General features: G+C 42.7%; 16 protein-coding genes. 4 read left to right on the top strand and 12 right to left on the bottom strand.

Annotation, left to right across the window (positions count from 1 at the left end):
• Positions 1 to 10 precede the first annotated feature (10 nt).
• Together CHA6605_RS22955 and pds are read right to left on the bottom strand one after the other, a co-directional pair.
• On the bottom strand, positions 11 to 943 hold the full coding sequence (locus CHA6605_RS22955) for a phytoene synthase (protein ID WP_041549823.1): 933 nt from the start codon (positions 941 to 943) through the stop codon (positions 11 to 13).
• A 311-nt stretch (positions 944 to 1,254) separates the two neighbouring features.
• On the bottom strand, positions 1,255 to 2,661 hold the full coding sequence (gene pds, locus CHA6605_RS22960; protein ID WP_015161769.1) for a 15-cis-phytoene desaturase: 1,407 nt from the start codon (positions 2,659 to 2,661) through the stop codon (positions 1,255 to 1,257).
• Positions 2,662 to 2,910: 249 nt separating this feature from the next.
• On the opposite strand from pds, the gene CHA6605_RS34470 reads away from it, so the two are divergent.
• On the top strand, positions 2,911 to 3,057 hold the full coding sequence (locus CHA6605_RS34470) for a hypothetical protein (protein WP_157260079.1): 147 nt from the start codon (positions 2,911 to 2,913) through the stop codon (positions 3,055 to 3,057).
• Between the two features lie 20 nt (positions 3,058 to 3,077).
• On the opposite strand, the gene CHA6605_RS22970 is transcribed toward CHA6605_RS34470, so the two are convergent.
• The 6 genes from CHA6605_RS22970 to CHA6605_RS22995 all read right to left on the bottom strand — a co-directional run bounded on the left by CHA6605_RS22970 (position 3,078) and on the right by CHA6605_RS22995 (position 8,679).
• Positions 3,078 to 3,752 (bottom strand): tetratricopeptide repeat protein, encoded by a 675-nt coding sequence (locus CHA6605_RS22970; RefSeq protein WP_015161770.1) that lies wholly within the window; start codon positions 3,750 to 3,752, stop codon positions 3,078 to 3,080.
• 150 nt (positions 3,753 to 3,902) lie between these two features.
• The gene (locus tag CHA6605_RS22975) at positions 3,903 to 4,634 is read right to left on the bottom strand and encodes a J domain-containing protein (protein ID WP_157260080.1); all 732 of its coding nucleotides are present in this window, start codon (positions 4,632 to 4,634) and stop codon (positions 3,903 to 3,905) included.
• 174 nt (positions 4,635 to 4,808) lie between these two features.
• Entirely contained in the window at positions 4,809 to 5,696 is an 888-nt protein-coding gene (locus CHA6605_RS22980) for an IS982 family transposase (protein WP_015329006.1), read from the bottom strand.
• A gap of 250 nt (positions 5,697 to 5,946) precedes the next feature.
• Entirely contained in the window at positions 5,947 to 6,465 is a 519-nt protein-coding gene (locus CHA6605_RS22985) for a DnaJ C-terminal domain-containing protein (RefSeq protein WP_015161772.1), read from the bottom strand.
• 39 nt (positions 6,466 to 6,504) lie between these two features.
• Positions 6,505 to 7,332 (bottom strand): tetratricopeptide repeat protein, encoded by an 828-nt coding sequence (locus tag CHA6605_RS22990; RefSeq protein WP_015161773.1) that lies wholly within the window; start codon positions 7,330 to 7,332, stop codon positions 6,505 to 6,507.
• A gap of 42 nt (positions 7,333 to 7,374) precedes the next feature.
• The gene (locus tag CHA6605_RS22995) at positions 7,375 to 8,679 is read right to left on the bottom strand and encodes an ATP-binding protein (protein WP_015161774.1); all 1,305 of its coding nucleotides are present in this window, start codon (positions 8,677 to 8,679) and stop codon (positions 7,375 to 7,377) included.
• Between the two features lie 127 nt (positions 8,680 to 8,806).
• Here CHA6605_RS22995 and CHA6605_RS32000 point away from each other — a divergent pair, with 127 nt between their 5' ends.
• Together CHA6605_RS32000 and CHA6605_RS32005 are read left to right on the top strand one after the other, a co-directional pair.
• The gene (locus CHA6605_RS32000; protein ID WP_051038653.1) at positions 8,807 to 9,589 is read left to right on the top strand and encodes a transposase; all 783 of its coding nucleotides are present in this window, start codon (positions 8,807 to 8,809) and stop codon (positions 9,587 to 9,589) included.
• A complete protein-coding gene (locus CHA6605_RS32005) occupies positions 9,586 to 10,152 on the top strand; it encodes a transposase (protein ID WP_051038651.1) in 567 nt (188 codons plus the stop codon). The genes CHA6605_RS32000 and CHA6605_RS32005 overlap by 4 nt, the downstream gene beginning before the upstream one ends.
• A gap of 136 nt (positions 10,153 to 10,288) precedes the next feature.
• Here CHA6605_RS32005 and CHA6605_RS23005 read toward each other — a convergent pair whose 3' ends face one another.
• Positions 10,289 to 11,485, bottom strand: coding sequence for an RNA-guided endonuclease InsQ/TnpB family protein (locus CHA6605_RS23005; RefSeq protein ID WP_015158624.1), 1,197 nt, complete (start codon positions 11,483 to 11,485; stop codon positions 10,289 to 10,291).
• A gap of 32 nt (positions 11,486 to 11,517) precedes the next feature.
• On the opposite strand from CHA6605_RS23005, the gene CHA6605_RS23010 reads away from it, so the two are divergent.
• Positions 11,518 to 11,697, top strand: coding sequence for a hypothetical protein (locus tag CHA6605_RS23010; protein WP_041548403.1), 180 nt, complete (start codon positions 11,518 to 11,520; stop codon positions 11,695 to 11,697).
• An 18-nt stretch (positions 11,698 to 11,715) separates the two neighbouring features.
• Here the strand turns inward: CHA6605_RS23010 and CHA6605_RS23015 are convergent, their stop codons facing one another.
• The 3 genes from CHA6605_RS23015 to CHA6605_RS23025 form a co-directional block, all read right to left on the bottom strand.
• Positions 11,716 to 12,126 carry a Retroviral aspartyl protease gene (locus CHA6605_RS23015; RefSeq protein ID WP_015161775.1) on the bottom strand — a complete coding sequence of 137 codons (411 nt, stop codon included), beginning with the start codon at positions 12,124 to 12,126 and terminating at the stop codon, positions 11,716 to 11,718.
• Positions 12,127 to 12,411 carry a DUF5678 domain-containing protein gene (locus tag CHA6605_RS23020; protein ID WP_015161776.1) on the bottom strand — a complete coding sequence of 95 codons (285 nt, stop codon included), beginning with the start codon at positions 12,409 to 12,411 and terminating at the stop codon, positions 12,127 to 12,129. It abuts the gene before it with no gap.
• A 63-nt stretch (positions 12,412 to 12,474) separates the two neighbouring features.
• Positions 12,475 to 14,205 (bottom strand): ABC transporter ATP-binding protein, encoded by a 1,731-nt coding sequence (locus CHA6605_RS23025; RefSeq protein WP_041549824.1) that lies wholly within the window; start codon positions 14,203 to 14,205, stop codon positions 12,475 to 12,477.
• Between the last annotated feature and the right edge of the window lie 90 nt (positions 14,206 to 14,295).

Below are 14,295 nucleotides of genomic sequence, written 5' to 3' on the forward strand. Positions count from 1 at the left end.
CTACAGTTCATTATTTAACCTGCGCTCGAATAAACGAACCGGGCAAACACCATAATTTTTTAGGCGTACTCACATAAGCCCGCCGATTGAAAACATCGTAATCATTGCGCTCGATCGAGTCTAAAATCTGTTGATACAGCAATAAAGCCGCCCATACTGGCCAGCGCACGTCGGGACTGAGCCGACCGATGCCACTTTCGGCTTGTTGATAATACTTCCGCGCGCGTTGGATCTGAAACTGCATTAGGGCGCGCCAGTTATCATTAACCACCCGATTCATCAAATCTTGCTCGGTATAGTTAAATAAAGCCATCTCATCTAATGGCAAATAAATCCGTCCCCGCTCGGCATCTTCACCCACATCGCGGAGAATATTCGTCAATTGTTTGCCAATCCCCAAAGCTACAGCTTGCTCGGTGGGTATTTGAATATTTAGACCGTTCCAAGGTGCCGTAAATTGGCTTTCATCGACACCCACGATCGCATTAGACATCAGTCCGACCGTACCAGCAACCCGATAACAATATAGAGATAATTCTTCAAAACTATTGTAGCGATTCTTGCGTAAATCCATCCGTTGTCCAGTAATCATATCTCGAAACGGTTGAATTTCCAAATCTGAAAATCTGGCGATCGTATCGACTAACGCGACATCACACTCATCTGTGGGAGTACCCCTAAACATTCGCTCTAACTGAGCTTCCCAGCGATCGAGGGTGGCGGGTGTTGTCTCATCAGCGTCTGCCCCATCCACCAGCTCGTCGGTATTGCGACACCAGGCATAGATTGCCCAAATCGCCCGCCGCTTGGGGACTGACATCAATAGTGTCGCCAAATAAAAGGTTTTGCCGTATTGGGCAGTTATTTGGCGACAGAGTTCATACGATTCCTCGGTCGATGTTAGCATTGTCACGATCGGTAGGGACTTTTCCAGTTGCAGCATTTGCAGGAGACTAGGGACTAAGACTAGGACTAGGGGATAGAGGATAGGGGCTAGGGGATAGGTGACAGAGAGAATTTCGAGATCGTTGTGAAGTTGGTATGAGGTGCCAACGCTGCCGACAGTCAAAAACCGTCAATACTTACGTCTTTAAGCTCACTTACTATCCCCTGTCTCGAAGAAAAGCGCGTTGCTTTCGCACTCTCACGGTCGGGTTTCCCGACCGAGGTGCGCCGCTGACATTAGTTGTCACGCGCATCGCCGTCGGGGAACAAAGACACAGCTTACGACTGCTATCCCCTATCCCCTATTCCCTACATTGCAGTAGCCAGTGGTTTTGCTACTACGGGTTGATAATTCGCAATCTCCTGTGCTGCCAGCTTACCAGAAAGCACTGCACCTTCCATACTGCCAAGATACTCTTGCATCGTATAGCTACCAGCAAGAAAGAAATTGGCAATCGGCGTAGATTGGCTCGGTCGGCAAGCTTGTCGTCCTGGAGATGCAGTATAAACCGATCTGGGTGTCTTCACTACTTTTGATTTACGTAATTTAGCGGGGTTATCGCCAGTCAAATGTTGGGGGAACAAGCGTTCTAGCTCGGTCATCGTGGCTGCGACGATTTCGTCATCAGATTTGTCGATCCAATCTTTGGCTGGGGCAATAATCAGTTCGAGCATCGATTTATCCGGATCTTCATACTCCTTACACGCTACGCTCATATCGGCATAGACGCTGAGAATATCCGATCGCGAAAATAGCAGATGATCGATGTCTGTTAACTTGCGATCGAACCACAGATGCAAGTTAATTACGGGCACGCCCTCCAACTCCTGCATTTTCTCAAAGAAGTCGATTTCCCGCCAAGGTTCGGGAAGCAGAGTTTTGATAACATCTACAGGCATCGCCGATACATAAGCATCAGCCACGACAACTTCGTCCGCCTTGCCATTTAGCCCCCGCATCACAAAATGCTTCACCGTGCCATCTTCGTTCAGCATGATTTGTTTGAGCGGTCGCTCCATCCGAATTTCGCCACCACGGGCTTGAAAATGCTCGACGATAGGCTGACATAAGCGTTCGGTCGGCGACCCATCTAGAAAGGCGATTTTGGAGCCATAGCGTTCCTTGAGGAACTTATTAATTGCCGTTAACGGAATCGTTGCCGAGACATCTTCTGGATTGATAAACGTCAGAGCCTTGGATGCGGCGATGAAAATATCCGAATTGACGCGATCGTCGATACCCTGCAACCGCAGCCATTCCAACAAACTATACTTGTCCATGTCCTCGACATATTTCCGTCCGCGCAAGACTGCTGGCCACAAACCGAGCGCGAACTTAATTTTTTGCTCCCAGGTGAGCATATCGTTATTTTTGAGAATCGAGGCAATCACGTTAAACGGCGCAGGAATGTTCGGCACGCTGAAGTATGAGTATGTCCCTGGCTTCTCCGGCTGATTGAAAATCAGCGCGTGTTCCTTCCATTGCAGGCGGTCTTCAATGCCTAGCTCTTTAAGCAACTGGAGCATGTTCGGATAAGCCCCAAAAAAGGCATGAAGCCCAGTTTCATACCAGTCGCCATCTTCATCCTGCCAAGCCGCAACTAGACCGCCCAAGACATCCCGACTCTCAAATAGAATGGGAGTATGTCCGGCATCTGATAAATATTTAGCACAAGCTAGTCCGGCTAAACCTGCTCCTGCAATGGCTACACGCATTTATTGGTAATACCCCTATACGATCGACGTTGTACTGAATTCTTTATTCAGTTTAATTATATTTGCATTTCTTTACAATTCAACATTGAGTTTGACTAACTCTCGTACTTAAACGACGCTCTCCCCAGTCGGCAGTTTGCGCCAATCCTGATTTGAATTGCTGCACTCCTATTTTAGTATTTTTGTATACCTCGCAGCTTGACAACGCTGGCACGCTCTTCCTGCTGATGGATGTAGGCGAGATCTGTAGTGTCATCGGTTTGGTGGCAATGCCACCAAATTCATGGCGTCTGTCCCTCCAGAGAATTTGGTAGTTCAACTCAATCTCTAACACCAACAATCCTCGATCGATTTTTAAAAACCGATCGAGCTGCAAAATTATCTGAGTTTAGCTAAATTTTCTCAACCTTCAGAATTTATCGATAGATATAAACTTGGACTAAAGCTTGAAGATCGGTTTGCACTGGATTTAAACGTAGACTCTCTTGATAAGCCGCGATCGATTGTTTATTTTTATTTTGCAGTTGATATAAGTCTCCTACTAACCGATATACATGAGCATTATTAGGGCATAATGGCAATAAGAGATCTGTAACTAGTTCGGCATCTACATATAAACGTAGTTTCATAAAAGCCTTGAGCTTTAGTTGTAGACAGTAGATATTTCGTGGATCTAATCTCAAACCAATTCTTAAGGCATCGAAAGCCTTGGTATATTGACTTTGAATGATATAGTTTTCTGCCTGAAGCCCAAAATATTCGGGAATCTCTGTGTTCATGCCAATTGCTACTGTAATCGCACGTTCCGATCGGGTAATTAGTCCATGATATCTATAGGCACAGGCTAGCGAATAGTGATTATAGCTATCATCTGGAGCTAATTCGATCGCTTTTTTTGCGGATGCGATCGCTAATTCGCCCTGCTTCATATTGGCATAATTGATTGCTAATAAAGCATGGGTGGGTGCGTGATTTGGATCGATCGACAAACACTGTTGTAGTAATATTTCCGCTTCTTGGTATCGGTACATCTGAAACAATAGCAAGCGCGCGCGATCGAGTAAGGTGAAAAGGTTGGATAGATCGTTCATATAATTATTATTTAAATTCGATACTTATTCACATTTAAACTTGATAATATAGTCACCATTTTTGCTAGGATTACCAGATTGGCAAACGCCGCAACCACTCAAGATTAAAGAATCGCCAGTCTGAGTACCGGGCGATACAAAAATTGTTCTTCATCCCGTAGTTGTATTAACCACTATTTCGCCACCCTCTGAAGCTTGAGAGCTAGTTATTGTAACTTCGGCTTCAATATTTACACCATTGCGTTTGCGTTCTTTGTCTTGCAATGCCACGAATAAATAAAGATACAAATTGCCTGGTTCGCCACCATCTCTACAAGCATCACCTTGTCCTTTCAATCTTAACTTATCACCATGATTCGTACCAGCAGGAATGGTAAATCTTAGCGATGTAACAACTCGGTCTAACTCACCTTTTGCGTTCGGTTCTAGCCGAGAAATCTCCACGTCTCGCACGCAGCCTAGCAGAGCATCATTAAATTCGATCCCTAAATCGACATATAAGTCTTCTCCACGCGAAGGCGATTTAGGAATTTTAGTTTCTGGATCGATCTTTACATCATTGCGTTTTTGTTCTTTTGCTGGCGATGCAACGAGCAAACAAAGATACAAGTCTCCTGGTTTACCCCCATATCTACAAGCATCACCTTGTCCCTTCAATCTCAATTTACTACCATGATTTGTGCCCGCAGGAATATTAACGTTGAGCGACTTAACAACTTGTTCTAATTTCCCATCCTCTGTCATCCCTAGTCGAGAAATCCTAATTCTTTGCTCGCAGCCTCGAATCGCATCATCACATCCGATCGTCAGATCGAGTCGTAAATCTTCACCAAAAGTATCGCCTTGTTCTACTTGCTGAATTTCTGTATTTAATAACAGCATTTTTGACAAGTCTCGATTAACCTGAGTTCGATGAGGCATAGCCTCATCGAACTCAGATGTGACAACATGTTCAGCTTAATAGCAAATTTTATGTAAATTTTGGCACGATAAAACCCATCATTAAGATGATTAATGATTGAAAATATTGAGTTAAGTTAATAAATAAATAATCGGCTAAATAGGAACAATACTAAAGAAGTTTTGAGCAGGCTCATCTAGCTTCAAACTCGGCTTTTTAGGTTGATGAGTATAAGCAATTAATGCTGTAATCAGATTTAGCATGAAATTATGCAAGCTCCGATGGCGAGAATGGACTAAATAACAAATATTTTTTAACTGGTCATTTACCGTTTCAATCAGCGAGCGTTTCCGAAGTGATATTTTGTCATCCATCAAGATGAGCTTGTTTTTCATATTAGATTTTAGTGGCGTAATTAGCTGCAATCCTTTATTTAATAATTCTTCAAATAGTTCTTTCTTAATATATCCTTTGTCTCCAAATATTTTTCCTGATATTCCCTGTGTCATTGATGGCAAATGTGTGCGGTCATCGACATTGCCAGGTGTGATTTTGCAGCTTAATATCTCTCCGCAATCATTAATAATTAAATGAAGCTTGAATCCAAAGTACCATCCCATAGAACTCTTACTCAGCTTGGCAGTTTCTTTGAAAACCTTATTTCTTTTAATTCTTTTTGGGTGACAAACTGGAATAGCCGTGCTATCCACGAAACTAATTCCAGTCACCTTACCTTGACGAGAGTTGAGATAATAAAGGCAAGCTATTAAAACATTTGGCATCAACTCCACCATTCTATTGTAACTAACCAACTTTGGAAAATAATCAGTTAAGTTTTGACAAACATTTTTGAGGTAATAATCCTTAAATGTTCGATAGCTTGACTGATGGAAATGAATAGAAATAGTCATGACCTCGCTCAGTGATAGGCCGCAGCGTTTTGGTAAGCTATTACCGTTGGCAGGGAAAGATATTGATGAAAAAGTTGCTAGCCAATCTTGGCAGAAATCATCTATTTCACAAAATAGTTCGGTTAAGTCCATCATCTAAGTGTGGTTTTCTAATATATATATTAATTTAACCAGAATCAGAGATTATACATAAGGGTTGCAATGCTATTTGTACTTTTATTTGCCGACCGCTCCTCAGAACTTTTAATAACTTATTAATTGTTAATTATTTGTAATTATCGATCGACGTTTTACTTCCAAGTCATTATCAATAATCAAAGCTTATTGATAATGACTTGGAAATATCTCATTTTAATAATTGATGTTTATGACTCAAGCACAGTCAGAGACTTGATTTGATGATGAGGCACAGCCTCATCGAACTCAGGTGATTAAAGTTATCGGAAGCTACTTTGATGTTGGTAAAAATATCATTATTTAGCTCGTTATACTTTCGATCTTTGTCATCTTCGGGGATAACTAATACAATAAACAAGTCTCCTGGCTTACCACCATGTTTGCTAGCATCACCCTGTTCTTTTAGTTTTAATGTACTTTCATGACCTTGCCCTTTGGGAATTGTGAATTTTAGTACTCTAGTTACTGTGTTTAATTCACCATTTGTCGTGACTTCTAACCTCCGAATCCTAATTTCTTGTTTAGAGCCTAGCATGGCATCATTAAAACAGAGCGAAAGATTATAATATAAATCCTTCCCCCGTGGAACTTCCGGCATCTCTTTCCCTTGAAAGCCTTGCAGGAAAGCATTGAAAATTTCAGTCTTTAGTTGCTCTCCATCTAAAATATCTGAAGCTTTTTTAAAATCCTTGGCAATTTTATCAAAGTCAAAAGGATTAAACATTATAGTTATTGCTAATTATTAATTACGCTTGTTCGTTTTTTAATCTTTTATTATATAACGACGCATTAGAAAGAATAAAGTTATTATCAGAGCAGGTAAGCAAAACCACAACAATAAAGTCAAAAATTTAATTATGAATACTGGTAAAATACTCCAATTCAAGCCAATTAGTGAAATAATTAATAATCCACTCCAAAATAACTTGATTATTAAAGCTGAACTGGAAATCAAGTATTTACGATAATGAGGATTAAACCAGATTCTAAATTCTGTGTAAGTTCCCTCTATCATGATAACTAAACCTACCATTGTTGCTCCTAAAGAAATCCCAGTTGGATATATCTGTAAGCCCCAAATATTATAGAAACAAAAATTTTCTTCAAAAACTAACAAGTTTTTTATTAAGTACAAAATAGAGCTGATATGCTCTGGATTAATTGCCAAACTTTTTCTAGAAGCTTCAACTCCTTTTTCTAGGAATTTTTTCCTTTTTTCATGTGTAAGATTGTGAGAACATCCTCGCAGCCAGTAAAGCTCGGATAAGGACGCATAAAAATCTGGGCACTCTGGATTTAACTCGATCGCTTCAGATAGATATTCTTCAGCCGGATCTAGTTGCTGCAATCGGATATACAGAAAACCTAAAACCCAATATGGATAAGGATTTTCTGGTACTAACTCGATCGCTTTTTTGGCGGACTCGATTGCCTCATCATGGCGGGAAAGATCGAATAAACACATTGCCAGCATCGTATGAGCGCGTGCATCATCTGGGTTTTCGCTCAGGTGTTTGCGAATTTCTTGCTCAGATCGCTCGAATCGATTGCTACCCATCAAAATCCAAGCGCGATCGAGTGTTTTATCCATAACTTTTTATACGGTTTTAAATTTGATATTGCGAAGTCTAAATTACATCTTCAGATATTTCAAAATCTCATCATAATTACCATCCTGATTGGCATGGATGGCATAATTCCGAGCCGTCCTAAACCACTCGCGCGTAGAAGGTTTCACCCCACTGGCTGCTGTCGCTAAATCCTTCGTAGTTAACGGCTCAGGAATACCTGTTTTCATCGCTGCTTGGAGCTTCTTCTCCACCGCTAGATCTACTACCAGCTTCAAATCCGATCCAGAACAGCCATCTGTCTTCTGAGCGAGGAATTGATAGTCGAGATCGGAGATCGGCTTGCCCTGACACAGCAGGCGCAGAATGCTGGCACGCGCGGCGGCATCTGGGGGTGGTACGAAGAGGATGCGATCGAATCTGCCAGGGCGACGGAAGGCGGTATCTAAGTGCCAAGGCGCATTAGTCGCGGCGAGAATTAATACGCATTCATTGGAATATTGCACCCCATCTAATTCGGTGAGAAATTGATTGATGAGTTGTTTGCCGCTACTTTGGCGCAGATCCGCACGACTGGCGGCGAGGGCATCGACTTCATCGAAGAATAAAACGGAGGGCTGATTGCGGCGCGCTCGATCGAATAATTGATGCAGATTTTTCTCGCTATTACCGATCCACATATCCAGAATGTCATTCAAACCGACGGGAATAAACCCAGCCCGAATTTCGCCTGCTGTCGCTCTGGCTAAATGGGTTTTACCGCATCCAGGCGGGCCGTATAATAGAATGCCACCCCCGATCGATTTACCGTAGGCACGATACATATCGGCATGGGTAAGCGGATAAATAATCTTCAGGCGAATTTCTTCTTTCACCGTTTCCATTCCACCCACATCTTCAAAGCAAATAGTCGATTTCTCGATGCCTTCGGGAGATGGTGTGTCAGGCTCGAAGCTCTCAGCATGTTTGACACCCAATCGATCGACTAATTCCGAATCCTGTAAGCTGGGATCTTGAGAAATCGCTTTGCGAAATTGTTGAGCGGCGGTATGTGAGTCACCCGATCTCATCAGTAACCGCGCGTGTAGAGTTAAGATCGTCGCCGAAGTCTCACCCCGATCGAGTAAATCTTCGATAATTACTAATGCGGCGGAATCTTTCTCCTCCTGATAAAAGGCTCTCGCCAAACCCAGTTTGAGATCGAGATTGGCTGGTGCGAGGGCTAATGCTTGCTGAAATTCGATCGCCGCCGCCGCCGCTTCACCCCGATTGAGCAATGTATCGGCGATATGTTGGCGCAGCGGGATATTATCGGGGGAAAATTTGAGGGCTTCCCGTAAGGCTAGCAATGGATCGTTGGAATTAGTCATGCTGGATAGCGGCAAAATAGCACTATCTCTAGCAGCCTGTCGGAGATAAGATTTTTCGGTTAGGATCGGGAGACTACTAAGGGTAAAACGATTGGTGCGGAAATTCAAAACGGTAGATTACGAGGCAATGCTAAAACAAACAGTGAGTATCGAAGAATGCTTGCCACCAGACCATCTTGCCCGATTTGTAGTGCAAACGATCGCTCAACTCGACCTCAGTAGTATTTATAGTGCATATGGAGCCAAGGGTGGAACACCAATTGCACCAGAAATTTTGTTAGGAATGCTTGTATACGGTTACGCGACTGGAATCTTTAGTTCGCGAGGATTGGAAAAAGCGAGCTACGAATCAATGCCAGTTCGATTTATAGCTGGTAACTTACATCCAGACCATGATACGATTGCCAACTTTAGGAGTAGATTTCTAGAACAGATTAAAGAACTATTTGTACAAATATTGGAAATGGCAGTTGCAGCTAATGTATTGAAAGTTGAAGACATTAGTGTTGATGGGACAAAGATTCACGCAGATGCGTCCAAAAGTAAGGCAGTGAGCCACAAACGTTTAGAAGAAATTCAGATGCAATTACGAACGGAAGTGGAAAAATTGATAAAATTGGGTCAAAAAGCAGATGGAATTAAGATAGACAAAGAAGTCGATGTTGTTGCCGAAATTGCGCGGAGGAAGGAGCGATTAGCTCATCTTGAGAAGGCAAAACAAGAATTACATAATCGAGCGCAAGAGCAATACGAATTAGACCAGTCTAAATACGTTGAAAAAATGGCAGAACGAGCAGCATATATTGAAAAAACAGGGAAAAAGCCGAGCGGAAGGGTTCCATCACCCCCTTTTTTGCCATCACCGATCGAGCGCAATACAATTTCACCGATCCTCAATCACGGATCATGAAAAATAGTGGTAACAAAGGCTTTGACCAGCATTATAATGGTCAGATTGCGATCGAGCATCAAGCTTTATTAATTATTTCCAACACTCTATCCAATCATCCTAATGACCAACTTGATGCACTACCAACTGTCGATGCGATCGATCGTAGAGTCGGCAAGCCCAAGCGAGCAGCATTAGATACTGGCTACTTCAGCGTGACTAATATTGAGGGTTTGGAGACACGTCAAATTGAGCCATACATAGCTACCGGGCGGCATTCTCATCAGGATTATTGGCAAACTATATTGTCACAACAACCAGATCCACCAGTGGCAGCGGCAACACTGAAAGCACAGATGGCATACAAGCTGCAAACCGATGAAGGAAGAGCATTTTATCGGTTACGAAAGTGTACCGTCGAACCGATTATTGGTATTATCAAAGAAACAATAGGGTTTCGCCAGTTCTCTTTAAGAGGCTTGACCAAAGCAGCCGGAGAATGGAATCTTGTCTGCCTCGCCTACAATTTCAGACGTTTGCATCGATTAATGGGGATTAAATGTGTTTCTCCGACAGGCTGCTAGACTACCCATCTCGATCGAGTTAATTTCAGTTCTGGCGTAATGTCAGGAAAATAGATTGGGGCGATGATTTGGTACGGGTGGTGAAGCAACAGTGCGGGTTACAGCCGATTTATTTGTGAACTACCCGACTCTCACCCTATCGGGTAGAGAGCGGGCTTCCAGCTTCGCGGGGAACAGCGTCCGACAAGACCGAAATCTTGCCACCACGACTTACATCCCCTCCACTGGCAGCAGCACTAGTTCCTAATGCCAAAAACCGCAAGGCTTCATCTCTGATGTTTTTTGCCGCATTTACGTCGCGATCGTTTCGAGATTTACATTTAGGGCAATCCCAATGACGAACATCCAATGGCATCTCAGATACTTTGTACAGACAATTATTGCAAGTCTTAGAGCTAGGGAAAAATCGGTCAACCTCAATATAGGTTTTCCCATCTTTCTCGGCTTTGTACTTGAGCATTGTTCCGAGCATCCCCCACCCAGCATCGCTAATTGCTTTGGCTAGACAGTGGTTGCGTACCATACCTTTGACATTTAGATCTTCTACTGCAATAACTTGGTTTTCGTCTACTATCTTGCGGGATAGTTTGTGCAGAAAATCTTCACGAACGCGCTTGATTTTAGAGTGGACTTTTGCCACTAATCTTCTGGCTTTATGTCTGGTGCTACTCCCCTTCTGTTTACGACTGAGTTTTTGCTGTTTGCGCTTGAGATTTTTACTATGTTTCTTGAGGTGACGAGGGTTTTTATACTTACTGCCATCACTAGTTACACAGAAGTCAATCAAGCCTACATCTACACCAATTGCCTTGCCGTCTGTATTAGTATCTACACTGGGAATGCCGTCATCAACCAAGATAGAAACAAAATATTTTCCATCTGGGTTTTTAGATACGGTGACAGTCTTTACCGTGCCATCAAAAGTACGATGAATTTTACAATTCACTTCACCAATGATAGGTAGCTTGATAGACTTGTCGCCGACTTTGACATTCTGAGGATAACTGACAGATTGCCGTCCATGCTTTGATTTGAAGCTAGGAAAACCAGCTTTTTTCTCAAAGAAGTTTTGATAAGCAACAGATAGGTTTAGAGCTACAACTTGCAAAGACTGCGAGTAAGCACCTTTCTTTAGCCAAGGATATTCTATCTTTAGCTGAGGCAACAGACCTTGGATCGCACCTCGACTTAGCCCCTTACCAGTAGCCTTGTATGTTTCCTGACAAAGATTTAGGCTGTAATTCCAGAACCAACGCGAACAACCAAAAGCACCAGCAAAATATTGCTGCTGTTCGGCTGTTGGGTATAGTCGGAATTTGTAAGCTTGGTACATTATCATTAACTAAGGTTGCTGATAATATTGTAATGAATATACAAAGAAAAGGCAAGGAAGTTGCTCATCTCCTCATACCCGCTCTCCTTCTCGAAGCAGCGTCGCTTGTCGGGTTTGTCGAGCGGGCAATCGTCGCTTCGCTCGGCTTTCATCCCGACGCTCATCCGAAACGGATAGAGCGCGGGACTTCCCGCCTGTCCATTAAAAACTGACCTTTCCCCAGAATTAGCCTACAATCTGACCTCGCCAACTAAACCATCAAATTCTACTAAACATTGATTCAAAACATCTCTGCCGATAATGGCATGTCCATTCAGATTTTCTAATCCACAAGCGTATGCACGGATCGCGGCAAAGTGGCGGGTGCCAATACCCAGATCTACATAGCATCCTAACCCTTGCATTTGTCCGCCACCGACGCCGACAATCGCCGCATTAGCCTTAAAAGTAGTCAAATTTAATACGGAAATTGCCTCCAGTGGCAGCAAGGTACAATCGGAGCCAGTATCCAAAAATGCGGTACAAGAATAACAAAGCTCCCCCGTCGTCGCTCGTTCCCATTCAGGGGGATAAACAGTCAGCATTACGATTGGCGCAGGCGGTAAACCAGCTCCCAAATCGACATATTTGAAATGGAACATCTAATGAATGGGAAATAAATGACCAGCAGCAGACACAGATAATTGAGGTTCGGGATCGCAGACATATTCAATAAAGATATCTCGATGTCCGTATTTAGCATATATGCGGTGCATTAGCTGTCGATCGTCTAGATCGCTATCCAATACCACTCCGTTCTCAAATGCTATATATTGTCCTTGATATCGAGCGAGTAGTTCTGATTTGTTAGCTTGGTAGATGTGTTCTTGCTGTAATAAGTATTCGATCCGATCGTTCGCTATTGGTTCGGCGCGGTTTGAGTTCATAGCAAAGTTTTATTTACTAATTATATTTTAGCTTGCTTTCAATTACAGCATCAAAAATTCAGTCTAGTTTTGCTGGCTGAATTGTCGAGCATAAAACTGAGCATAGCGTCCAGATCGATCGAGTAATTCGCTATGAGTACCTGCTTCGATAATCTCGCCATTTTCGACGACCAAAATTCGATCGGCTTTGCGGACTGTTGCTAGACGGTGAGCGATAATAAATACCGTGCGATCGGCCATAATTCTTTCTAATGCTTCTTGTACTAAGGCTTCTGATTCGGAGTCTAGCGCGGAAGTTGCTTCGTCGAGAATTAGAATGCGTGGATTAAAGAATACCGCTCTGGCGATCGCAATCCGTTGTTTTTGTCCTCCCGATAAAGTCGTCCCTTTCTCGCCGACATAAGTATAATAACCTTGCGAAAGTTGAGAGATGAATTGATGTGCATTAGCGATTTTAGCAGCTTCTTCGACATCTTTAATATCGAAATCGGTCTGTCCAAAAGCAATGTTTTGAGCGATATGTCCCGATAGTAATACCGTATCTTGCGGGACGATACCGATTTGACGGCGCAGACTTTTGAGCGTCACATTGCGGATATCGATACCATCGATCGAGATGCTGCCAGATGATACGTCATGAAAGCGATTTAATAAACTCAGAATCGTACTTTTCCCCGCTCCTGAAGTACCAACTAGCGCGATAGTTTCTCCAGCTTTGACAGTGAGATTAAAATCTTTGAGAATGGTTTTGTCGGATGTATAGCCGAAGTTAACATTACGATATTCAATTTTACTAGTTGCTGGTGGCAACGCTATCGCATCTGGACGCTCGGTAATAGTTTGTGGAATAGTCAACAATTCAAAAACTCGATCGACTGAAGCTTCTGCTTGTTTTAGCTCGTTATAGTTACTGGTAGTCAGCGCGATCGGGCTGATAATTAAAACGATATTAGTAAGGTAAATCACAAATTCAGCAGATGTTAAATTACCTGCCGAAATCTGAAGACCAGCTAATACAAATATAAATAGAATACTAACGACTTGTAAGAAACTAACGATCGGATGCTGCAAGGCATTAATCTTTTCAGTCAAATATTTAGCCTGCCGATTAAACTCAGCTTCTTGCCCGAACTTGATGCGAGCGTAATCTTCAGCCGCAAAAGCTTGAATCATCCGAATCCCACCGAGGTCTTCGGTTACTAGCGAAGATAAATCAGCAATCTGGTTTTGACTCTTTAATGATTGCTTTTGCAGTTTTTCGCCAAACCAGCCAACTAAAACGGCAATTACTGGCGCAATGAGAAATACCGCTAATGTCAATTGCCAGTTGATATAAACCATATATCCCAGGATGACAATAAGCTGGAGCACACACGGGATAAATTGATGAAAAATCTTATTAATAATTTCGCCAATTTTATCGATATCTTCAGTTAATCGATATGATAAATCGCCCAATTGTATCTGCGATAATCGATCGCCGCTCAAGCCCAACAGGTGTCCGTAAGTATGTTTGCGTAGATCTAGCGTAATGCCAAAAGCAGCCTTGGCCATCAACGTATTCATACAATATTGAGCGATACCTTGGAAGATATATACCAGTCCTCCAGCTACCGCAATTTTAGCCAGCATAGTGACATCAGTACCCACATATTTACTGATTTGTCCGGCTAACCACGCCTGAATCGGCCAAAAAGCAGTATAAACTCCGATCCACAACAACGCTAACAAAATTGTCAGTCTGTGTGGACGAATATAAGGAAGAAGTTGCCAATAGTTAGAACGCTGTTTCAAATGACTCACTCGATCGCTAAATAATCGATCTACTTGACGCCCCCATGTTTTGGTTTGTTCGCAAAGTCAAGATCGTATGTAGATCGTAGC

The sequence above is a fragment of the Chamaesiphon minutus PCC 6605 genome (genome assembly GCF_000317145.1).
Classification (GTDB): Bacteria; Cyanobacteriota; Cyanobacteriia; order Cyanobacteriales; family Chamaesiphonaceae; genus Chamaesiphon; species Chamaesiphon minutus.